Annotated in this window: 21 protein-coding genes; 11 read left to right on the top strand and 10 right to left on the bottom strand. The window is 67.5% G+C overall.

All coding sequences use genetic code 11. The features are described from left to right. The first annotated feature begins 65 nt into the window (after positions 1 to 65). Positions 66 to 1,376: an acetate--CoA ligase gene (locus C1877_RS03465; protein ID WP_261798088.1), complete on the top strand. Its 1,311-nt coding sequence runs from the start codon at positions 66 to 68 to the stop codon at positions 1,374 to 1,376. A 136-nt stretch (positions 1,377 to 1,512) separates the two neighbouring features. Here the strand turns inward: C1877_RS03465 and C1877_RS03460 are convergent, their stop codons facing one another. Together C1877_RS03460 and C1877_RS03455 are read right to left on the bottom strand one after the other, a co-directional pair. Further along, positions 1,513 to 2,373, bottom strand: a complete 861-nt coding sequence (locus C1877_RS03460; RefSeq protein WP_227154987.1) for a MerR family transcriptional regulator — start codon at positions 2,371 to 2,373, stop codon at positions 1,513 to 1,515. Between the two features lie 202 nt (positions 2,374 to 2,575). Next, positions 2,576 to 2,911 (bottom strand): winged helix-turn-helix transcriptional regulator, encoded by a 336-nt coding sequence (locus tag C1877_RS03455; RefSeq protein WP_114568381.1) that lies wholly within the window; start codon positions 2,909 to 2,911, stop codon positions 2,576 to 2,578. A gap of 164 nt (positions 2,912 to 3,075) precedes the next feature. On the opposite strand from C1877_RS03455, the gene C1877_RS03450 reads away from it, so the two are divergent. The 6 genes from C1877_RS03450 (at position 3,076) to C1877_RS03425 (ending at position 7,006) form a co-directional block, all read left to right on the top strand. Further along, positions 3,076 to 3,873, top strand: coding sequence for a hypothetical protein (locus C1877_RS03450; protein WP_114568380.1), 798 nt, complete (start codon positions 3,076 to 3,078; stop codon positions 3,871 to 3,873). A 90-nt stretch (positions 3,874 to 3,963) separates the two neighbouring features. Continuing rightward, a complete protein-coding gene (locus C1877_RS03445; protein ID WP_114568379.1) occupies positions 3,964 to 4,920 on the top strand; it encodes a protein-ADP-ribose hydrolase in 957 nt (318 codons plus the stop codon). Continuing rightward, a complete protein-coding gene (locus tag C1877_RS03440) occupies positions 4,904 to 5,356 on the top strand; it encodes a hypothetical protein (protein ID WP_114568378.1) in 453 nt (150 codons plus the stop codon). Before C1877_RS03445 ends, C1877_RS03440 begins: the two co-directional genes overlap by 17 nt. Further along, entirely contained in the window at positions 5,320 to 5,637 is a 318-nt protein-coding gene (locus tag C1877_RS03435; protein ID WP_114568377.1) for a hypothetical protein, read from the top strand. The genes C1877_RS03440 and C1877_RS03435 overlap by 37 nt, the downstream gene beginning before the upstream one ends. Further along, positions 5,634 to 6,260 carry a 4Fe-4S binding protein gene (locus C1877_RS03430; RefSeq protein ID WP_015540239.1) on the top strand — a complete coding sequence of 209 codons (627 nt, stop codon included), beginning with the start codon at positions 5,634 to 5,636 and terminating at the stop codon, positions 6,258 to 6,260. The genes C1877_RS03435 and C1877_RS03430 overlap by 4 nt, the downstream gene beginning before the upstream one ends. A 74-nt stretch (positions 6,261 to 6,334) precedes the next feature. Then, entirely contained in the window at positions 6,335 to 7,006 is a 672-nt protein-coding gene (locus C1877_RS03425; protein WP_015540238.1) for a pentapeptide repeat-containing protein, read from the top strand. Positions 7,007 to 7,115: 109 nt separating this feature from the next. Here the strand turns inward: C1877_RS03425 and C1877_RS03420 are convergent, their stop codons facing one another. After that, complete coding sequence (locus C1877_RS03420) at positions 7,116 to 7,313, bottom strand: hypothetical protein (protein WP_015540237.1); 198 nt, start codon at positions 7,311 to 7,313, stop codon at positions 7,116 to 7,118. A gap of 301 nt (positions 7,314 to 7,614) precedes the next feature. Here C1877_RS03420 and C1877_RS03415 point away from each other — a divergent pair, with 301 nt between their 5' ends. Beyond that, positions 7,615 to 8,592: an aromatic ring-hydroxylating oxygenase subunit alpha gene (locus C1877_RS03415; RefSeq protein ID WP_114568376.1), complete on the top strand. Its 978-nt coding sequence runs from the start codon at positions 7,615 to 7,617 to the stop codon at positions 8,590 to 8,592. Between the two features lie 424 nt (positions 8,593 to 9,016). Beyond that, a complete protein-coding gene (locus C1877_RS03410; protein WP_015540235.1) occupies positions 9,017 to 9,508 on the top strand; it encodes a hypothetical protein in 492 nt (163 codons plus the stop codon). Positions 9,509 to 9,591: 83 nt separating this feature from the next. Here the strand turns inward: C1877_RS03410 and ahcY are convergent, their stop codons facing one another. Next, complete coding sequence (gene ahcY, locus C1877_RS03405; protein WP_015540234.1) at positions 9,592 to 10,857, bottom strand: adenosylhomocysteinase; 1,266 nt, start codon at positions 10,855 to 10,857, stop codon at positions 9,592 to 9,594. 357 nt (positions 10,858 to 11,214) lie between these two features. On the opposite strand from ahcY, the gene C1877_RS03400 reads away from it, so the two are divergent. Then, complete coding sequence (locus tag C1877_RS03400; RefSeq protein WP_041239678.1) at positions 11,215 to 12,537, top strand: glycosyltransferase family 2 protein; 1,323 nt, start codon at positions 11,215 to 11,217, stop codon at positions 12,535 to 12,537. Between the two features lie 156 nt (positions 12,538 to 12,693). Here the strand turns inward: C1877_RS03400 and C1877_RS03395 are convergent, their stop codons facing one another. The 3 genes from C1877_RS03395 to C1877_RS15870 are packed head-to-tail and all read right to left on the bottom strand — an operon-like array spanning position 12,694 to position 14,070. Next, positions 12,694 to 12,960, bottom strand: coding sequence for a ribbon-helix-helix protein, CopG family (locus tag C1877_RS03395; protein WP_015540233.1), 267 nt, complete (start codon positions 12,958 to 12,960; stop codon positions 12,694 to 12,696). Next, a complete protein-coding gene (locus tag C1877_RS03390) occupies positions 12,941 to 13,291 on the bottom strand; it encodes a hypothetical protein (protein ID WP_197533106.1) in 351 nt (116 codons plus the stop codon). Before C1877_RS03390 ends, C1877_RS03395 begins: the two co-directional genes overlap by 20 nt. A 44-nt stretch (positions 13,292 to 13,335) precedes the next feature. Continuing rightward, the gene (locus C1877_RS15870) at positions 13,336 to 14,070 is read right to left on the bottom strand and encodes a ComF family protein (protein WP_114568375.1); all 735 of its coding nucleotides are present in this window, start codon (positions 14,068 to 14,070) and stop codon (positions 13,336 to 13,338) included. Positions 14,071 to 14,709: 639 nt separating this feature from the next. Between C1877_RS15870 and C1877_RS03380 the strand changes: the two genes are divergently transcribed. Further along, positions 14,710 to 15,681, top strand: a complete 972-nt coding sequence (locus C1877_RS03380) for a substrate-binding periplasmic protein (RefSeq protein WP_015540231.1) — start codon at positions 14,710 to 14,712, stop codon at positions 15,679 to 15,681. A 129-nt stretch (positions 15,682 to 15,810) separates the two neighbouring features. Here C1877_RS03380 and C1877_RS03375 read toward each other — a convergent pair whose 3' ends face one another. The 3 genes from C1877_RS03375 to C1877_RS03365 form a co-directional block, all read right to left on the bottom strand. Next, on the bottom strand, positions 15,811 to 16,740 hold the full coding sequence (locus C1877_RS03375) for a SufB/SufD family protein (protein ID WP_041239677.1): 930 nt from the start codon (positions 16,738 to 16,740) through the stop codon (positions 15,811 to 15,813). A gap of 92 nt (positions 16,741 to 16,832) precedes the next feature. Continuing rightward, positions 16,833 to 17,609, bottom strand: a complete 777-nt coding sequence (locus C1877_RS03370) for an ABC transporter ATP-binding protein (protein WP_015540230.1) — start codon at positions 17,607 to 17,609, stop codon at positions 16,833 to 16,835. A gap of 527 nt (positions 17,610 to 18,136) precedes the next feature. Beyond that, the gene (locus tag C1877_RS03365; RefSeq protein WP_114568374.1) at positions 18,137 to 21,139 is read right to left on the bottom strand and encodes an insulinase family protein; all 3,003 of its coding nucleotides are present in this window, start codon (positions 21,137 to 21,139) and stop codon (positions 18,137 to 18,139) included. Positions 21,140 to 21,231 lie beyond the last annotated feature (92 nt).

The following is a 21,231-nucleotide window of genomic DNA, read 5'->3' as shown; positions in this document are numbered from 1 at the left end:
CTACCGTTCGGGCAAGATTGCACCTCAAGGATCTCTGCGACAAAGCGGTCGACCAGTGCCCCCAGGTGAGGAGCTGCGTCGTCGTGCGCCGCATCGAGAAGCGCACCGAGATGGCCGCCGAGCGCGACCTGTGGTGGGACGACCTCATGGCCGGCGCCGCGCCCTCCTGCGAGCCCGCGCGCATGGAGGCGAACGAGCCGCTGTTCGTGCTCTACACCAGCGGCAGCACGGCCAAGCCGAAGGGCATCGTGCACGGTACCGGCGGCTACCTGCTGTACGCCTCGCTCACCATGAAGTACGTGTTCGACCTGAAGGAGACGGACATCTACTGGTGCACGGCCGATGCGGGGTGGATCACGGGGCACTCGTACCTCGTGTACGGGCCGCTCGCCAACGGCGCCACGTCGCTCATGTTCGAGGGCGTGCCCAGCTACCCGAAGCCCGACCGCTTCTGGGAGGTCGTGGAGAAGTTCGGCGTGAACATCCTCTACACGGCCCCCACGGCCATCCGCTCCATGATGAAGGAGGGCGAGCGGTGGGTGAACGGCCATGACATCAGCAGCCTGCGCCTTTTGGGGTCGGTGGGCGAGCCCATCACGTCGAAGGCGTGGCTGTGGTACTACTCTGCCGTCGGGCGGGGCCGCTGCCCCATTGCCGACACGTGGTGGCAGACGGAAACGGGCGGCGTCATGATCACGTCGCTGCCGGGCGCGGTGGACATGAAGCCGGGGTCGGCGGCCCTGCCGTTCTTCGGCGTGGCTCCGCGCGTCGTGCGCCCCGACGGGAGCGAGGCCGCGCCGAACGAGCCCGGAAGCCTCGTGCTCACGCGTCCCTGGCCGGGCATGATGCTGGGCGTGTTCCAGAACGAGACCGCGTTCAAGGACGTGTACTTCCCGCACCCCGGCCGCTATCTCACCGGCGACGGTGCCTACCGCGACGAGGACGGCTACCTCTGGATCACCGGCCGCATCGACGACGTCATCAACGTGTCGGGGCACCGCATCGGCACGGCCGAGGTCGAGAGCGCGCTCGTGTCGTACCCGCAGGTGGCCGAGGCGGCGGTCGTGGGCTGCCCGCATCCCGTGAAGGGCGAGGGCATCTACGCCTACGTCACGGTGAAGGAGGGCACGGTCTTGAGCGACGATCTGCGCTCCCAGCTGGTACGGCATGTGCGCGAGGGCATCGGCCCCATCGCCACACCCGACCACATCCACTTCACGGCCGCCCTGCCGAAGACCCGCAGCGGCAAGATCATGCGCCGCATCCTGCGCAAGATAGCCGCGCAGGAGACCGAGGACCTCTGCGACATCTCCACGCTGTCCGAACCCTCGGTGGTGTACAACCTGATAGAGGAGACGAAGCGCCTGAGCGCCTGACGTTTTCCGCGAAGGAGGAGGGGCCCGTGCGCGGGCCCCTCCTCCTGTCGGCCGGGTGCGAGGGCGCCCGGCCTTCCCGTGCCGGCCGGCGCGCGCCCACGGGGGCCCCGTGCCTCTTCGGGGGCGCCCGCCGCTCCTACTCCCCGCCGCCCCTTTCGGCGGCGTCCTCCACATCCACGAGCACCGAGATGTGCAGCAGGTAGTCGTCGGCCGAGGCCGACATCAGGTACGAGTTCATGTCCAGCTCGTACAGCGGCCCCCGCATCCGGAAGCCCTCGCGCTCCACGTAGGCCAGCAGCTTCTCGTACGAGCGCGCCACCGTGCTCGTGCCGCCCTGGTGCAGCACGACCGCGTAGTTGCCCTTCGGCTTGCATTCGACGCGGCCCTCGAGGTGCGCGGCATCGCGGGGCGGCGATATCCAGGTGACGAGCTTCGTGTAGTAGAACTCGGAGGGGTCGTCCGGATTGGGGATGTCGATGACGCGCCCCAAGGGGAACGTGGCCATGCCCGCCCCGTTGCGGCAGAAGTCCGAGTGCTCGCTCACCGCCTGCGCATAGGCCTGTTGGGAGCGCTCGCGGCGCACCTCGGTCGTGAGGAACCAGGTCTCGTCCCAGTACGACAGCCGCGGCTGCTCTTTGGGGAACGTCACGGCGCGCTGGGTGAGGTAGCGCATCTTCTCCATCATGCCGATGCGGGCGTCCAGGATGTCGCGCTGCTGCCCCATGCGGTCGATGCTCGCCTGGATGCTGTCCAGGAACAGCTGGGTCGTGTGGTTGTCCAGGTACTCCTTGATCTCCTTGGTGGACATGCCCGCATCCATGAAGAAGCGCACGACATCGAACAGGTACAGCTGTTTGAGCGAGTAGTAGCGGTAGCCGTTGCCCCGTACTTCCTTGGGCTTGAGCAGGCCGATCTTGTCATAGTGCACCAGAAGCTCACGGCTGACGTTGCACATCTGGGCGAACTCGCCGGTGGAGAGGAGCAGGGAATGCTGCACGGCGACCTCCTTATGCCGCCGGCCGCGGGAGGCCGCTTCGCAGCGGCTCCGGCCGGGCGGCTCGTCCGGGCGGCTCGGGGCGCGCCCGGGCTTGCCATTTCGGGGATTCTACCATGCGGCAGCAGCGTCGCGCCTGATGGTCAGGGGAGCGTAGCCGATCCCTCCGCCAGTGCCCGGCAAGGCATGCGCCGTTGCTGCATGGTTACCCGCGGTCCTTGCCCAAGTGCTCGATGCAGCGTAGCCCCCAGGCCTCGAACTGCGCCAGCACCGGGCGGAACTCCTCGCCAAGCGGGCTCAGCGCGTACTCCACCTTGGGCGGCACCTGCGGGTACTCCGTGCGCGTGATCACGCCGTACTCCTCCAGCGAGCGCAGCTGCTTCGCCAGCGTGGCGTGCGTCATCTCGGGAAGGCGCCGCTGCAGCTCGTTGAAGCGCACCGGCCCGCCCTCCAGATGGTGCAGGATGACGATGGACCACTTGCCCCGCAGCACGCGTTGCGCGGTGACGTAGGGACATATGCCGAACAGGTCCTGGGTCATGGCTCCTCCTTGCGGTTCCTCCCCGTCGTTCCCGCGGCGGGGTGCTTCCTTTCGAGATACCGGGTATCCGAAAAGATCGTACTTGTGGGCTAGTATACACGATACTAAAGTAACCTATGTCAAAAAAACGAACTGTAAAGTTCATCCGGGGAAAGGAACAGATCATGAAGAAGAACGACTTCGAGGCCATCGAGCTCGGCAAGGGCGCCGTGCGCGTGTACGACTTGGGCGCGGCGCGGCTCCATGCCTACCAGACGAACGATCCGCTGGCCGACGAGGTGTTCGTCGTGGAGAGGGGCGGCCGCGGTTTCGTCATCGAGCTGCCTTGCTTCCGCGACAATATCGCCGAGCTGGAAGCGTACGTGCGCGGGCAGGACATTGCCGTCGAGGGTATCGTTGCCGCCTACCATATGGCCGGCGGCAGCTTCATGCCCGGCACGCCCGTCTACTCCACGGGGGAGGCCGAAGCCTACGGTCACGAGGGCGGCGGCAAGGCGCTGGTCGACGGGTTCGCTGCGGCGTTCGGCGAGGCCTTCGACGCCTCGGTCGCCCAGGTGACGAACCTGGTGGAGGGGGACGAGCTTGAGCTGGCGGGCGTTTGCATGCGCCTCGTGCGCAACGCCGATGCCTTCGACCTGGAGCTGCCCGAGCTGGGCGCGGCGTACCTGCACATGCTGGGACACGACTGCCACTCCATCGTAGCCGGCCCTGCGCATGCCGACGCGCAGATCGCGCAGCTGCAAGGTCTTGTCGAGGCGGGCATCGACCTCATCCTGACCAGCCACTACACACCGGAAGACCTGAAAGACGCCCGCACGAAGATCGCGTACCTGGAAGAGCTCAAGCGCCTTGCGGCCGCCAGCACCACCGCCGAGGGTTTCAAGGCTGCGGTAGATGCGCGCTTCCCCTCCTACGGTGGTGCGAACTACCTCGACATGACGGCCGGGTTCTTCTTCGCGTGACGACGGGCCTCGCGGCGCGTCTGGCGGGTGCGCGGCCGTTGCGGGGCGGCGCGGAAAGGCGCATACTCGAGATGGACGAAAGGAGCTTCCATGGTGCAGGTGAGCGAAGCGCGCGCGGCGGGCGGCGCGCGCGGGCGGGACGAGGACGTGGCGTACCTGGTGCGGTACCTGCTGGAAGAGCGGGGCCTCGCGCAGGCACCTGCCGAGGGGCGGCCCTTCGACGAGGCGTTCGCCGAGTTCCGGGCGCTCGTCAACACGCGCGAGCCGCGCCCGGCGGACGGGCGGTTCCTGGCGGTGCAGGACCGGTTGCTGCGCGGCCTCATCGCGCAGGCGGGCATCGCGCGCGCCGCCGAGCTGCCGCCGACGCCGGCCGACGCGCGGCTTTCCGTGTGGCGCGGGGACATAACCACGCTCGAGGCGGACGCCATCGTCAACGCGGCGAACAGCGCGCTCCTGGGCTGCTGGGTGCCGGGACACCACTGCATCGACAACGCCATCCACACGTTCGCCGGCGTGCAGCTGCGCCTGGCGTGCGCGGAGCTCATGGAGCGGCAAGGACATGCGGAGCCCACCGGCCGCGCGCAGGTCACGGACGCATACAACCTGCCTGCCCACTGGGTGCTGCACACGGTGGGCCCCATCGCGGACGGCGCGCCCACCGAACGGCACCGGCGCGAGCTGGCCTCGTGCTACGAGAGCTGCCTCGAGGCCGCTGCGGCGCGCGGGTGCCGCACGGTCGCCTTCTGCTGCGTGTCCACCGGCGCGTTCGGCTTCCCGCAAAGGGAGGCTGCCGAGATAGCCGTGGGCACGGTGCGCGCCTGGCTCGATCGGCGGGCCGGGGTGGGCGCCGATGCCCCCGGCAGCACCCGTGGCGCCGAGGGCGGGGCGGCGCGCGACGTAGCAGGCGGTTCGGAAGCGGCAGGCTCGGCGAGCGCTTCCGGCCCTGGCGGTTCCCCGGCGACGCCCGGCGCGCCCAGCGGCCTCAAGGTGGTGTTCAACGTGTTCGGCGACGAGGACGAGGCGATCTACCATGACCTGCTCGGCTAGCGGCGGGGACGCGGCGCGCGCCGCCGAGCTGCTCCAAGGCGCGCGCCGCGTGCTCATCGGCGCCGGCGCCGGCCTGTCTGCGGCGGCGGGGCTCTCCTACGGCGGCGAGCGTTTCGCGCGGAACTTCGCCCCCTTCATCGAGAAGTACGGCATGACCGACATGTACTCGGCGGGCTTCTACCCGTTCCCGTCCGAGGAGGCGCGCTGGGGCTACTGGGCGCGCCACGTCTGGGTCAACCGCCACGAGCCCGATGCGCTGCCGCTGTACCGCGCGCTGCACGCGTTCGCCCGGGAGCGCGCTACCCGAACCGCGAGCTCGTGGCCCGGATGCTCGCGCGCACCGAGGACTGCCTCGTGCCCTCCGAGCTCGTGCCCGCGTGCCCCGTGTGCGGCGGCCCGATGGCCGTGCACCTGCGCGTGGACGGGCACTTCGTAGAGAACGCCGAATGGCATGCCTCCCAGGAGCGCTACCGCCGCTTCGTCGAGGGCATGGAGCGCGAGCCCGCCGTGCTGCTGGAGCTGGGCGTGGGGTGGAACACGCCGGGCATCGTCCGCTTCCCGTTCGAGGCGCTGGCCCGCGCGACGAACACCCCGCTCGTGCGCCTGAACTACGACGACGCCCGCCTGCCCGAGGGCGTGCCGGGCGTGGGCCTGCAAGGCGACATCGCCGAGCTGTGGCCGCTGATCGCGAGCGCGGCGGGAAAGGGGGAGCAATGACGGTAGACGCAGATTCCTGCCTTCGGTTCCTACGCGAGGTGCGCGACGTGGCCTTCGCCACCGTCGACGAGGACGGCCTGCCCGCCGTGCGCGTCATCGACGTCATGATGGTGGAGGGCGGTCGGCTTTATTTCGTGGCCGCGCGCGGCAAGGCGTTCTATGGACAGGTCATGCGCACGCGCTATGTGGCGATCGTAGGACAGTCGCCCGACTACCGCACGTGCCGGCTGCGCGGCCCGGTGGAGCACCCCGACGATCCGGTCGAGCAGCGCCGTCTCGTGGACCGCGTGTTCGAGCTCAACCCCTCCATGGAGGAGCTCTACCCCGGCGATTCGCGTTACGTGCTGGAGGCGTTCTACCTGGAGCGGGGCCAGGGAGAGTTCTTCGACCTGGGCCGCCACCCCCTCTTCCGCGCACCGTTCGCGCTGGGCGGCGGCCCCGTCGCGCGCGAGGGCTTCACGGTTTCGGACGCCTGCACCGGCTGCGGTGCCTGCTTCGCGGCTTGTCCACAGGGCTGCATCGCGCCGCGGCCCGACGGCCGCGCCTTCATCGAGCAGCAGGCGTGCCTCCACTGCGGCCGCTGCCGCGAGGTGTGCCCGTCGGACGCCATCGCGCCGCGGTAGCGGGGCGTACCTCCTGCGCTCCCGGTTCGCCCTCCTTTTCAGGTAGAATGATGGGGACAGAAAGAGGCTGCCCCATGAAGAACTCCCCGAAACCCCATCCCGCCAACCCGGCCGTGCCCGGCGAGCTGGCGGCGGTGGACGCGCTCGCTGCGTGGATCGAGCGCGAGATGGACGGCGACCCGCTCGTTGCGCACGTGCTCGTCGCGGGCGATGCAGCCGTGCGCGCCGACTTCTCGCTGCTCGAGCTGTCCGAGTCGCGCGTCGAGGGCTGTCGCTACACGGCCTGCGACTTCTCCCGTGCCTCGTTCGCCGACGTGGCGTTCTCCGGCTGCGATTTCTCCAACAGCGATTTCTCCGAGGCGAACTTCACGCGCTGCACGTTCTCCTCGTGCAAGTTCACGGGAGCGAACTTCACCGAGGCCGTGCTTGCCCGCACCGAGCTGAGCGACTCCACGCTGTCCTATGCGTCGCTCGCGAAGGCCAGGCTGACCGACGTGCTCGCGCGTGCTGACGATTTCTCGCACGCCGACCTGTCCGAGGCGCGACTTGCGCGCACCGTCTTCGACGACGTGCGCTTCACGGGCACGAGCTTCTTCCGCACCTCGCTTGCCGGCATCGACTTCACGACCTGCCAGCTGGCCGATATCGTGCTCTCCGACGCCATGGGCGAGCTCAAGGGCTGCCGCATGGACCTCTACCAGGCCGCCGGCATCGCCCAGCGCCTCGGCGTGGTCATCGCCGACTGACGGCGCAGTCCGGAAGCCGGCGGCCCTTGCGGGGCGCTTTCGGCCTTCGGTCCGCAGCATCCGCCGCAGGGCGTCCGCGGCGCCCGAACCGCCGCGTCCGTTCGGACGCCTACCCTTGCTTGCCGCGCGTCTCGATCTCGTCATGGGCCTCGATGATGGCCTTCTTGACCGCCTTTTTCACCACTAGGTATCCGATGGCTACGAACAGCGCGATTATCAGTGGGTAGACGACAAAGATTAGCAGCTCCGGCACCCCTATACCCAGTATCCTCATGTCATCCGCCTTTCCCTCGGTGGCGTCGATCATACCATCTTTCCGTTCTGCCTTGTGTCCTCCTCCGCGATCGCCCGGCCCCGCGACCGTCCTGCCCGGTGACCTCCCTCGAAGGGCGGCCTCGCTCGCGGTCACCCGCTCCGGCTCCAAGTGCCCGGGGATTGGCAAAGGCTCGCCCGCACCGCTTTCGATAACGCCGCCGCGTTGCCGGTGCGTTGACCGGCGGTGCAAAAGCCGTTGGTTGCCCGGGGGTGCATGCGCGCAGGACAATGGGGGGAGTCGATCCGGTTTGCGGCCGCGGCAGCTGCCTCGCGCCGCAGGAAGCGAGGCCCCCATGATCCCGAACCAGTGGTATGCCGTTCTGTCATCCTCCGAGGTGAGGCGCGGGCGCCCCGTGGGCGCCGTGCGCTTCGGGCGGCGCCTGGTGTTCTGGCGCGACGAGGAGGACAACGTGGCCTGCCTCGACGGCACGTGCTGCCACCGCGGCGCCGACCTCGCGGCGGGGCGCGTGGAGGGCGGGCATGTGCACTGCCCCTTCCACGGCCTGCGCTACGCCGCCGACGGGCGCGTGGTGGCCATCCCCGCGAACGGCCTCGAGGCGGAGGTGCCCGAGAACTTCCGCGTGCGACCCTGGCTCGCGGTGGACGCGTTCGGCTTCATCTGGGTGTTCTACGGCAAGCCCGCCGACGCGCCCGACGACCTGCCGATGTTCGAGGAGTTCCGCGGCGATTTCCCCTACGCGGAGCGCTATGAGGTGTGGGACGTGCACTACTCGCGCGCCATCGAGAACCAGCTCGACGTGATCCACCTGCCGTTCGTGCATCCGAACACCATCGGGCGCGGCCACAAGACGCTCGTGAACGGCCCGGTGACGGAGTGGGACGACGAGACGCTCACGTTCTACGTGAAGAACGAGCCCGACTGCGGCCAGACGCCCCAGACAGCCGACGAGATAGAGAACTGGTGGGAGCTGAACAGCCTTCAGTACCGCGTGCCGAACCTGTGGCAGAACCGCATCGCGGACGACCTGCGCGTCATGGCGGCGTTCGCACCCGTAGACGACGAGCGCACGAAGATCTACCTGCGCCTCTACCAGCGCATGGTCAAGGCGCCCGTGCTGCGCGGCCTCGTGTGCGCCGCCGGCAACGTGGCGAACGGCGTGATCCTGCACCAGGACCGAAGAGTGGTGCTCACGCAGCGCCCGAAGAAGACCGAGCTCCAAATGGGCGAGAACCTCCTGCGCGGCGACAAGCCCGTCCTCGAGTTCCGCTCCCGCAGGGAAGAGCTGAAGAAAGCTGCCGAGCGCAGGTAGCATCCCCGCTGCGGAAGCCCCTGCACCGGCGTTTCTCGCTCAAGGCCCGGTTTCTGGCAAGATATTTCGATAATGTATGGTCCTATTCGAGGATAGTTCAAAGTTGATCATTCCGAACTGGTATTTTATAAGATTACTTATCGACTTATATAAAAAGAGCGACTCAAACTCGTACATTATCGAAATATCTTGCCAGAAACCGTGTCCTCGGCAGGAAACCGCCGTCAGTGCCGGCTGCTTCCTGCAACAGAAGGCTTCGAAGAGAGAGGCCTGGCGCGCTTGTCGCGAGCGTTGCGGACGAGAGGGGGGGTTCAACCTAAGCATGAAGCGGCTGCCCTCCGTTTCCCCAAGCACCATGTCTTGTACCATGAAATCATCGTTGAATCGCGCATGCAAGCGCAGGACCAGTAAGGACGTGGCTCTCATGTTGGAATCGACCCATACGTACCAGGTTATCATCCCGTATTCCATCGAGGAGGTATGGCAGGCGCTGAAGCATGCGGCCGATCTCGATGTGGCGGGAGGCCAGGAGATCGTCGAGCGCGTTTCCGACGCCGAGTGGACAACGGCTCTCGACGAGCGCCACAGCACGCGCTGCACGGCCGCCTACGACGAGGCCGCCCGCCGCATGGACGTGACGATGGACTCTACCGCCAAGCACGAGAATGACACCACCTCGATCTCGCTCGCTTCCGTTGACGCAGGCACGGAGGTGACCGTCGAGCAAACCGTTCGCGGGAACTTCGTGGTGATGAAGATGCTCCAGCTCGTGGGCGTCGGCGCCCTGGACAAGGTGGCCGGTTCGATCGTCTCCAACATCGAGGCGCTGTGCTCCGGCGGCGAGACGCGCCGGATGAGCACCGAGGACTTGGAGGCCTACGCGAAAGAACGCGTGGCCGATTGGGGGAAGGACTAGCCTGAGCCATGCAGGCAGGTTGAGAAAAGGGGGCGCGCCGATCGATTGGCGCGCCCCCTTCGTCGCTCTCTGCGGAAAACGCGCTACAGCGTCTCGAAGTTCCAGCTGCTCATGTAGGCGATCTGCTCCTCGGTGAGCGTGTCGATGGCGATGCCGAGCGTCTCCAGCTTCACGCGGGCCACGCCGTCGTCGATGGTGGCCGGCACGTCGTACACCTTGTTCTCCAGCTCGCCGGCGTGGAGGTAGAGGTACTCGGCGGCCAGCGCCTGGTTCGCGAAGCTCATGTCCATGACGCTTGCCGGATGGCCCTCGGCGCACGACAGGTTCACGAGGCGCCCCTGCGCCAGCACGATGACCGTGCGGCCGTCCGCGAGCGTGTACTCCTCCACGAGCGGCTTCAGCTCCTCCTTCTTCACGGCGTGCTCCTCAAGCCACACGAGGTTGATCTCGGAGTCGAAGTGGCCGGAGTTGCAGATGATCGCGCCGTCCTTCATGTTCTCGAAGGCGGGCGCGTCCACCACCTTGCAGTTGCCGGTGACGGTCACCCACACGTCGGCGAAGCGCGCCGCCTCGGCCGCGGGCATCACCTCGTAGCCCTCCATGTGCGCCTCGAGCGCCTTCAAGGGGTCCACCTCGCACACGATCACGCGCATGCCCATGCCCTTCGCGCGCAGGGCCAGGCCGCTGCCGCAGTAGCCGTAGCCAGAGATGACGATGGTGCGCCCGCACATGAGGCGGTTCGTGGCGCGGATGATGCCGTCGAGCGTGGACTGGCCGGTGCCGTAGTGGTTGTCGAAGCAGTGCTTCGTGTTGGCGTCGTTGATGTTGAACACGGGGTAGGCGAGCGTTCCCTCGGCCGCCATGGACATGAGGCGCACGACGCCCGTCGTGGTCTCCTCGGTGCCGCCAACCACGCCGGCCAGCTTGTCGGTGAAGCGGGTGTGCAGCGCGGTGTCGAGGTCGGCGCCGTCGTCCATGATGATCTGCGGATCGGTGGCGATGACGGCCTCGATATGGCGGTTGTAGGTGTCGGCGTCCTCGCCGGCGATGGCGAACACGCTGATGCCGAAGTCGCGCACGAGCGCGGCGGCCGTGTCGTCCTGGGTGGACAGCGGGTTGCTCGCGCACAGCGCCACCTGCGCGCCTGAGGCCGTGAGCGCGCGCATGAGGTTCGCCGTCTCGGTGGTCACGTGCATGCAGGCGCCGATGCGCACGCCCTCCAGGGGGCGCTCGCGCTCGAAGCGCTCGCGGATGGACGCGAGCACGGGCATGTCGCGGTCGGCCCACAGGATGCGGGCAAGGCCCTCGTCGGCCAGCGCGATGTCTTTGATGTCGTGGTTCTCGGGCATGGAAAAGCCTCCCTGGGTATGGAAAACGGCACAGTTCGCCCTCTATTGTACGCCAGCGCGCACGCGTTCACGAGCGGGAGATCCGGGGCGTTTGTGGAGTTCGTATGCACAACGTTTGTGAATCCTTGGCTTTTACCGCGCAAAAAACGGAAGAATCGGTAACGAACGGACTCCCCGTTGGGACGGGCGGCTGCGAAGTGGCTATAATCGTCCGAGCTTGCGAACTCGCACGACAGCACACGTACCATCACCACACCAGGCAGCAGCAGGGGGCGCCGAAGCCCTTGGGCCTGCGTGCGAGCGAGCAGAGGACGGCCGCCGGCAAGGCAGGGACGGCCCGTAAAAGGAGCAAACGGAGTGCTAGACCAATTCTTCTCGCAGATATCGTTCGTCGACATCTTCAACTTCTGCGTGTTTCTCACGTTCAGCATCTGCTATACGTACCAGCTCTACTACGTGTTCGTGGTGCTCACGCGCAAGCCCAAGAAGCTCGTGGCGAAGAAGAACCACCGGTTCGCCGCCGTCATCTCGGCTCGCAACGAGAGCGCCGTCATCGGCGACCTCATCCACTCCATCAAGGTGCAGAACTACCCCGCCGAGCTCATCGACGTGTTCGTCATCGCCGACAACTGCACCGACGACACGGCCGACGTGGCCCGCGAGGCCGGCGCCATCGTCTTCCCCCGCCACAACGACAAGGAGGTGGGGAAGGGCTACGCGCTCGACTACGGCTTCCAGGTCATCCGCGAGCAGTACGCCGATCGTGGTTACGAGGCCTACTTCGTGTTCGATGCCGACAACGTGCTGGACGTGAACTACTTCCGCGAGATGAACGCCACGTTCGACCACGGCGCCAAGGCCTCCACCAGCTACCGCAACTCCAAGAACTACGACTCGAACTGGATCTCCGCCGGCTACGCGGTGTGGTTCCTGCGCGAGGCGAAGTTCCTGTCGCAGGCGCGCCTCACGCTCAACACGAGCTGCGTCGTGTCGGGCACGGGCTTCTTCGTGGCGGCCGATATCATCGAGCGTGCCGGCGGTTGGAAGTGGCACCTGCTCACCGAGGACATCGAGTTCTCCACGAACAGCATCCTGGAGGGCGTGCGCATCAGCTACACGCCCACGGCCATCCTCTACGACGAGCAGCCCACCACGTTCCGCGACTCGTGGAACCAGCGCTTCCGCTGGGCCAAGGGCTTCTACCAGGTGTTCTGGCATTACGGCGCCCGCCTGGCGAAGGGCGTCGTGGCCAACCCCAAGGGCTCGCGCTTCGCCTGCTACGACATGCTCATGACCATCGCGCCCGGCATGCTGCTCACTATCGTGTCGGTGCTGTTCAACGGCATCATCATCGCGCTGGCGGCCACGGGCATGATGTCCACGGGCATCATGATCGCCTCGTCCATCTCGTCCATCTTCTTCTGCCTGTTCAACTACTTGGTGTTCATGTTCATGTTCGGCGTGCTCACCACGTTCGTGGAGTGGGATTCCATCCACGCCGCCACGGGCAAGAAGGTGCTCTACATGTTCACGTTCCCGTTCTTCATGCTCACCTACATTCCCATCGCGCTCGTCGCGTTGGTGAAGAAGTGCAAGTGGAAGCCCATCCAGCACAGCATCTCCGTGGATGTGGCCGAGTTCTCCGACGCCGCCAACTCCAAGCGCGAGCGCACGATGTAGCAGGCGGCTGATCCGGCTTCGGCCAACGTCTGGCATGCGAAAACGGCGAGCCCTGGCCCGCCGTTTTCGCTTTTTTTTGCGCGCCGGCGTCTGGGGCGCTCATAGCCCGGACACGGCCTTGTGCGCTGAGGGCTTCGATGCGCTCGCGTGCAGGGCCTACCTGCTTTCCAGCAGCTCCCGGTCGATGGCCCTGCGGAAGAAGTCCGACTTGCTCTCGCCCTGCCGCTTCGCGGCGGCCTCCACGGCACGGATGCGGGAGCAGGGGAGGCGGAAGGAAACGGTGCCCATGTCCTCGTCGTAGAGCCTCGGTCGGCCCATGGCCACCTCGCCGTGCCCGCTCCAAGTCCCGTCCTCGTACTCTTCCGCCCTCTTGTCGAGCATCTCGTCGGTCAGGACGGTGCCGTTATCTGCTTCGAAGCCCATCGTGCCTCCTCTCGAAGCCCAGTTCCCCGAGTGTATTGGCCGAAGGCGGCGTCATGGCGTGGAACGCCAGCCAATCGCCTGCGGCGGAGCGCACCGCCACCACCTCGACGAGCCTTCCTTTGCCGTCGAAGCCGACTGCAACGTACTCGTTCGGGTCCTTCTGCGTTCGCGGCGTGGACGCGATGCTGTTCTCCCACGCTGCCAGCACGTTGTCGTCCGCGAGTTCGGGGTGGCGCTCGTGGACGCGGCGATGAACCGCGGTGCGGGGCCTCGTATCGCATGCCCTACTTTTGTATTGCATAAGTATACCGCTCCTCTCGTCGCCGGTCAATATGCTTCCTGCGAGCCCTCCGGCCCTCCATGGCATTGCGCCCCCTACCACACCCGGGCGAACGTGAGGCACCAGACGTGGGCGGCGCCGGCGCGGCGCAGGGCGTCGGTGGCGTCGAACAGGGTGGCGCCGGTGGTGCAGACGTCGTCCACGAGCAGCAGGCGACCCGGCACGGTGGCGCCGGGCAGGGCCTCGAAGCGGCCGGCCATGTTCTCGAGGCGCGCCCGGCGCGAGAGCGCGCGCTGGTCGCGGGTGCGCGGGCGGGCGAGGGGGGCCGCCACGGGCAGGTCCAGCCGCTGTGCCAGGCCTCGCGCCAGCAGCTCCGCGTGGTCGAAGCCGCGCCGGCGCCGGGCGGCGGACGTGGCCGGCACGAACGCCACCGCCTCCGGCCGCCAAGAGGGAGGGCGGGCGCGCGCCATGAGCCGAGCCAGGGGCTCGGCCAGGCGGCGCTCTCCCTGGTCCTTGTACGTGCGCACGATCCGCGCAGGCGCCTCGCCGAACGTGACGGCGCTCGCGCACCCGTCGTAGGGCACCCCGTCGCGCCCGGCGCGCCCGAGCACCACAGGGTTGCACTCGCTGCACTGCACCCGTCCGAACGGCGCCCCGCACACCGGGCAGGCACGCCACCAATCCAGATAGGGCAGGGCGCGCCGGCAGGTGTCGCACAGCACCTCGCCAGGCGCGTCGCACACGGCGCAGCGCGTGGGCCACAGCGTCTCCGCCAGGGCCTCGGCGGCGCCGCGGACGTAGAGGCGCGTTCTGTCGACTGCGAGGGACATGCTTCGAGCATAGCGCCGCAACCTAGCACGCCGACCGTATTCCCGCCGTCGCCGAGCCGCCCGGACCTTGCCCGAACCTGGCGCGGGCACCGTCCCCGCCTTGCGCCTTAGCCGTTCCCGCCTTGCCGACCCGCCGTGCGGATCTTGCCCGTCGGCCGTGCGGATCTTGCGCGGGCTGGCACGTGCGGTGCCGATCCTGCTCACAGGGTCCCCCTGCGCGACCCCAACACCGGCCCGCCCGTTTTCGCGACCCTCCGCGGGCAGGGGCGGGCCCTTTCGAATGCTTCCGGCGATTCTTGTCGTGCGATTCTGCGCGCCGCGCTTCCGGGCGTTTTCCCTATCTGCTAAACTGGACGGTGCTTCTTTCGAGTCTGTAGTTGCGGGACGTCTATCCCTAGTCCATGGCAGATGCGGTCGAAAGGATCCACGTAAGTCGAACCGACCTGGTCGGGGAGGCGATCATGGCGCATCCTAGAGGTAAGTCGCACCGCCCGTTTACTTACGACGCGGCATACGGCCGCGACGGGCGAGAGGGTAACCGGTGGGAGCTGGGCCCCGGTGCGCGAGTGTGGGGGCAAAGACTAGGTCAGTCGAAAGGGGCGCTTTGAGAGAGAAACAGCGGATGGAGGCACACCGGAAATGAAGCGTATGAAGGCGCTCGTATGCTGCGCGGCAGCCGCCTGCCTGGCGATGGTGCTGGCAGGATGCTCGTCGCAGCAGAGCTACACCCCTCCCGAGAAGAGCGCGACGGTGTCGTCGCCCACCATCGGCAAAAGCGGCACGTTGCGGGTCGGCGTGAACGCGGGGTCGCCGCCGTTGGCCGGCTCGCCCTCGTCCTCGTCGAAGATCGTCGGCATCGACGTCGACGTAGCCGCGGCGCTGGCCGACCAGCTGGGCTTGAAGCTGGAGATAGTGGACGTGGGGACCGATCCCGAGGCCGCGCTCAAGGAGGGCAAGGTCGACGTGGCCATGGGCATCGGCTCCGAGAGCGACGTGTCGTTCTGGAGGTCGCCGGCGTACCTGCCGAAGGGCGTGGCGCTGTTCTCCACCTCGGCGAACGCGACGGTGCCCACCAAGGCGTCGTCCCCCAAGATCGCGGCCCAGGTGTCCTCCACCAGCTCGTGGCAGGTCACCAACGAGTTCGGCCAGGACGCGCTCGTGTCCGAGAACGACCTGAAGAGCGCGTTCGCCGCCCTTGCCGACGGCTCCGCCCAGTACGTGGCGGCCGATGCCGTCATCGGCATGTACGCGGCCCACAGCGGCGACTACGATGCGCAGATCGTGGCGCTCATGCAGCAGCCCGGCGGTTACTGCGTCGGCGTGCTCGAGGCGAACACCGAGCTGCAGGCGGCCGTCAAGGATGCGCTCGCTGCGCTCACCGACGGCGGCATCGTGTCGGTCATCGAGAAGAAGTGGCTGGGCACGGACATCGACGCCTCGTCGCTCCCGCTCACGACGGGCGCCTCCTCGGCGAAGACGGACGAGTCCAAGGCCAACGGAGACGGGGCGACCAGCGGCGACGGCAGCGAGAACGCGCCCGCTGCCGAAGACGACGAGGAGGGCAACGTCGAGGACAACGCCGGCAGGAACGCCGTGCAGCCCACAGCGTAAGCCCTCGTCGAGGAACCCGCTTCCCAAGCTGAAAGAAAGAGCCCGCATAAGCGGGCTCTTTCTTTTATTCGGTAGACTTTCCCAATCGCTCGGGAAAGCGCTTCGCATGCCGTGCGTGCGGCGAAGCGGTTAGTTCAGGAAGTCCTCGAGGATTTCCTGCTCGGCCTCCTCCTCGGTGAGTCCGAGCGTCATGAGCTTGATGATCTGGTCGCCGGCGATCTTGCCGATGGCGGCCTCGTGCACCAGGAGCGCGTCCTCGCTCGCGGCCTCGATGCCGGGGATGGCCGTGACCTTGGCCTTGCCCATGATGATGGCATCGCACTGCACGTGACCGCGGCAGGCCGCCTCGCCGATGACGAGCGGGTTGAACACCTGCTTGGAGTTGTCCTGCGCCACCGAGCGCGAGATCACCTGCACGCTGGAGTCGTCGCCCTTGAGCTCCACCTTCATGTTCGAGGTGGCCACCTGGTCGTCGTGCGTCAGCAGCTTCTCGGTGAGCACCAGCTTCGCGCCCGCGCCCAGCTCGGCGTTCGTGTCGCGCACGGTGGACGACACGCCGCGCAGTTGCGTGAGCTCCATCTCGCAGCTCGAGTTTTCCTCCATCACCACGTTCGTCACGGGGTTGAGGATGCGCTCGCCGGTGCCCGCGCCCTCGCCGTAGTGCTTCTCCACGTACTTCACGTGGCTGTTCTTCCCGCAGTAGAACGTGTGGATGCCGTCGTGCTCGGAGGCCTGGTGGCTCTCGTTGTGGATGCCGCAGCCGGCGATGATGGTCACGTCGCAGTCGTCCTCGATGTAGAACGTGTTGTACACGACGTCCTTCAGGCCCGCCTGCGTCACGATGACGGGGATGTACACCGTCTCGCCCTTCGTGCCGGCCTTGATGCGGATGTCGATGCCGGGGTTGTCCGTCTTCGTGGCGATCTCGATGTTCGCCGACGAGTGGCGCTCGACGAGCTGCCCGTCCTTGCGGATGTTGAACGCGCCTTTCGGCATGCCGTGTATGTTGGCGATCTCGGCGAGCAGGCTCTCGTCGATGGGGGACAAATCAACAGCCATGATGGCCTCCTTCGTGGGTAGTATCCGTATCGCGCTCTCGCCTACAGGCGAACGAATGTTTCACGTGAAACATTCGGCGCGACGCGGGCGGGTTAGCAGGTGGTGGGGATCTCGGTCAGGTGCAGCTCGGGCGGCTCGGTGAACGAACAGCCGGGGATACCCTTCGCCACGAAGCCCAGCTTCGGCATGAGCTCGGCCGGCGTTCCCGCCTCGGCCACCTGGCCGTTTTTCAGCAGCACGATCTCGTCGGCCAGCTGGATGATGCGCTCCTGGTGCGAGATGATCACGATGGAGCGCCCGTCGCGCGCCTCGTGGATGTCGCGGAACGTCTCGGTCAGGCGGTCGAAGCTCCACAGATCGATGCCGGCCTCAGGCTCGTCGTAGATGGCGAGCTTCGGGTCGCGCGCGAGGATGGTGGCGATCTCGATACGCTTCACCTCGCCGCCGGAGAGGTTCTTGTCCACCTCGCGGGTGAGGTAGTTCGCCGAGCACAGGCCCACGCGCGCCAGGTGCTCGTTGCACGAGAGCATGGGCAGCTTCTTGCCGGCGGCGATGTCCAGGAGCTTCTTCACCTTCATGCCCTTGAAGCGGGCGGGCTGCTGGAAGCCGTAGCCGATGCCCTTCTTCGCACGCTCGGAGATGGACAGGTTCGTGATGTCCTCGCCGTCGAACAGGATCTGGCCGCCCGTGGGCTGCTCCACGCCCATGATGAGCTTGGCAAGCGTGGACTTGCCGCCGCCGTTCGGGCCGGTGATGACCGTGAAGCGGTCGTCGGGGATCGTGAGCGTGAGGTCGTCGATGATGCGCTTCGTCTCCTTCGCGCCCTCCGACAGCGGTACTTCAAACGTGAGGTTCTTCAGTTCCAACATGGCAGATGCTCTCCGTCTCTTCCTCCACTAATTGATACTACATTACTACCATTTATGGTGCATGGCGTCAAGGCGCGGTGTCCGATACCCCCTCGGACGGCGCGCCGCGCCCCCTCGGACGGCAGCGCGAAGAACCCGCTCATGCGCCGATTCGTTCCAATCGTTAATTCTAGCTTTTAAAGCCTGGAACGGAAGCATGAATGTCTTATTTATTCGCCCGAAAGGCGCAAGGGTGCGTCAAGCACGTACAAATGTTTCACGTGAAACATCGCGTGCGCCTGCACGCTGGAATCACGAGCAACGGAATAGCCACGGGCTCGCCGAACGACCGCGTGAAAAAGGCGGGTGCGCGAAACCGGGCGATCGAAAAAACGATGCACGAAAAAACGAGCGATCGAAAAAAATGCGCTCCAGCGCGTTAGGGCGCTGGAGCGCATTGCGGGCGCGGTTTCGTCGCAGCGACGCCGCGACCGTGCTGCGGAAGAGCGCTTGCAGCGCCTGCCTCAGCCGGCGTTGCAAGCGCGTCGTCACTCGTTCAGCAGGTCGACCACCTCGAAGGGGGTGCGGGCGGCCTCGATGATGTCCTTGCTGCCGAACGTGCACACGGCATCATGCGCCACGGCGGCCGCCAGGGGGGCGGCCAGCGCGCGCACGGCCTGCGCGTCGGCGGCCGTCATCTCGGCGCGGGTCTCGAGGCGCGCCTCGGGCGTGCGCCCGCCGAAGTAGTCGCCGTCCTGGCGCCGCGCCAGCGCGCGCGCCTTGAGCGGCGCGTCGAAGCCCGCCACGGTGCTCACCACGTAGCCCTCCATGGCCTCGGGCTTCGGGTCGAACGCCTCGAGCCAGGCTGCCGAGGCAGCGAAGCGTGCGAGCGTCTCGTCCAGATGCGGGTCGCGGTAGGAGTAGAAGCGCAGGTTGCCCGTGCGCGTCGCGCCGAAGCCGGCCCCGTAGGCGCCGCCCTTCACGCGCACCTCGTTCCACAGGAAGTCGTAGGACAGCGCGCGCGCGGCCACCTGCCACGCCCCCGTGTAGGGTGCGCCGTCGGCGCGGCGGTCGAAGCCCTGCGCCGCGTAGCACACGTCGGTGGGCACGATGAACGCCTCGTTGCGCACGACGGGTGCGGGCACGGCCAGCAGATGCTCGGAGGAGCCGGCGCGGCCCGTGACGGCCCCGGCCTTCCAGAAGCGCTCGAAGTCGTCGTCGGAGCCCGTGAAGCCCACCGTGCAGCCGTCGTCCACGAACAGGCGCCCCGCCAGCTCGGACAAGCGTGCAGCCAGCTCGTCCGAGCGCTCGTCGTAGTGCGCGAGCAGGTCCTTCAGGAAGCGGTAGAAATCCACGCCGCTCAGCTGCTCGCGCACGACGCCGGCCGGCAGGTAGTACGATGCCGCGCGCGCCATGGCGGCCGCATGGCCGGCTGCGGCGAAGCCCTGCTCCATGCCGATGCGCCGCTGCTGCAGCACGTCCTTGATCTTCCCGGCATCAGAGAAATCGGTCTCCAGCATGATCTCCAGCGGAAGCTCGCAGGCGGCCTCCACGTTCTCGGAGAGCGCGCTTGCGCCCACCACGAGCTTGGGCGCCAGATCACGCGCGCCGTCGTCGCCCTCGTAGATGTCGGCGAAGAACGAGAGGCTGCCCAGCCGGCCGTTCACCAGCGTGTCGATCTCGGCGGCCGTGTGGCGCGCCGTGCCCAGCTTGCCCAGCACGAGCGCGAGCACGGCCACGTAGGGCAGCTCCTCGAAGCGTGCGCGTCCCAGGTCGAAGTAGCGGTAGGCGTACGCGATGCCGCGCGTGGGTATATCGTGGCGCACGCAGGGCACGGGCGTGCCCCCTGCCAGGCCGTAGGCGGGCTCGACGGGCGCCGGGCCGATGTCGGCCACGGACAGCCGCGGCAGCGTGGCCAGCGCCTCGGGCGAGTCGGGCTCGGTCTGCAGGCGGCGCAGCTCGGCCTCCTCGTCGGCCACGCGCGCGAAGTCCTCGGGGCCCATGGCGGCCTCGGCGGCCCGCAGGCGCTCGGACTCGTAGGCGTCCCCGTCGCCCTCCAGGGGCCGCACCTCGGCCAGCGCCCAGTGGTCGCTCTCCAGGAACACGTCGATCATCAGGCGCTCGAAGTAGCCCGTGCCCAGCTCGCGGCGCAGCAGGGCGAAGTCGTCCTCGTAGCGCAGGTAGGTCGTGGCCATCTCGTCGTCGTAGAGCCAGCCCGAAAGCGCCGTCATGGACAGCGCCACGCCGTCGGCCATGCCGAAGTCGCGCTCGCGCATGACGAACTCGGCGCGCGAGAGCGACGCCTCTACGAGCGTGCGGTCGATGCCCTGCTCCGCCGCGGCGCGCAGCGCGTCCTCGAAGGCGGCGCGGAAGCGCTCGGCGGCTCCGGGCTTCGACCCGCGCAGCTGCACGACGGCGAACGGCTGCAGCATCCCGTCGGCCACGAACGCCTGCACGTCGTCGGCCAGGCCGGCGTCGAGCAGCGCGCGCTTCGCCGGCGCCTCGTTGCTGCCCATGAGCGCGTCCAGCAGGATGTCCACCGCCACGAGCCGCGTGCGCTCGTCCGCGTCGCCTATGACGTAGCCCAGGCCTGCGCAGGCGTTCTCGGGCGCCGTGTCCATGTCGCGCACCACGTGCGCGGCCACCACGGGCGCCTGGGCCTCCAGCGCGTGCGGTTCGAGCGGCGGCTTGCCGGCCTCGGTGCGCGCGGCGGCGCGGGCGGCCTCCTCGTCGGCCACGGGGGAGAGGTACTCGCGGTCCAGGAACGCCAGCATCCGGTCAAGGTCCACGTTGCCGTACAGCGTGAGGTAGCTGTTGTCCAGCCGGTAGTGGCGCGCGTGCTCGTCCAGGAACTGCTCGTAGGTCAGATCGGGGATGGCGCGCGGCGTGCCGCCCGACTCGAAGCGGTAGGCCGTGTCGGGGAACAGCGCCGCCTGCAGCTCGTCGTAGAGCACGGAGTTCGCGTCGGAGAGCGCGCCCTTCATCTCGTTGTACACCACGCCGTTGAGCACGAGCTCCGCCTGGCCGTCCTCGGCCTCGGTCGCCGCCACGACGTCGCCCGCGATGGAGTCGCCCTCGTCGGCCTCGGCGTCGGCGGCCAGCTCGTAGTGCCAGCCCTCCTGCTCGAAGATGGCGCGCTTATGGTAGATGGCCGGGTGCAGCACCGCGTCCAGGTACACGTCCGCGAGGTTCAGCAGGTCCTGGTCGTTCGTGCTGGCCACGGGGTAGAGGGTCTTGTCGGGGAACGTCATGGCGTTCAGGAACGTCTGCATGGAGCTCTTCAGCAGGTCCACGAACGGCTCCTTGACGGGGAACTTGTCGGAGCCGCACAGCACCGAGTGCTCCAAGATGTGGAACACCCCCGTGTCGTCGGCGGGCGGCGTCTTGAACGCGATGGAAAACGCCTTGTTGGCGTCGTCGTTCGCCAGGTAGAGCAGCCGCGCGCCGCTCTTCCGGTGCGAGAGCACGTACGCCGTCCCGTCGATCTCGGGCAGCTCCTCGCGCGTGAGCACGGTGAACCCGTGCAGCTGGTCGTTGGGTGAGAGTTCCATGGGTGTTGGCTCGCTTTCCTCGGTGGCAGCGTTGCGTTTCCGCTCATTGTCGCACAAAAAAGGAGGCCCGGCAGGGCCTCCATACTATCGGT

It is taken from the genome of Gordonibacter pamelaeae, from assembly GCF_003340385.1.
In the GTDB taxonomy this organism is placed as follows: domain Bacteria; phylum Actinomycetota; class Coriobacteriia; order Coriobacteriales; family Eggerthellaceae; genus Gordonibacter; species Gordonibacter pamelaeae.
This window is presented reverse-complemented; position numbering and strand designations above follow the sequence as displayed.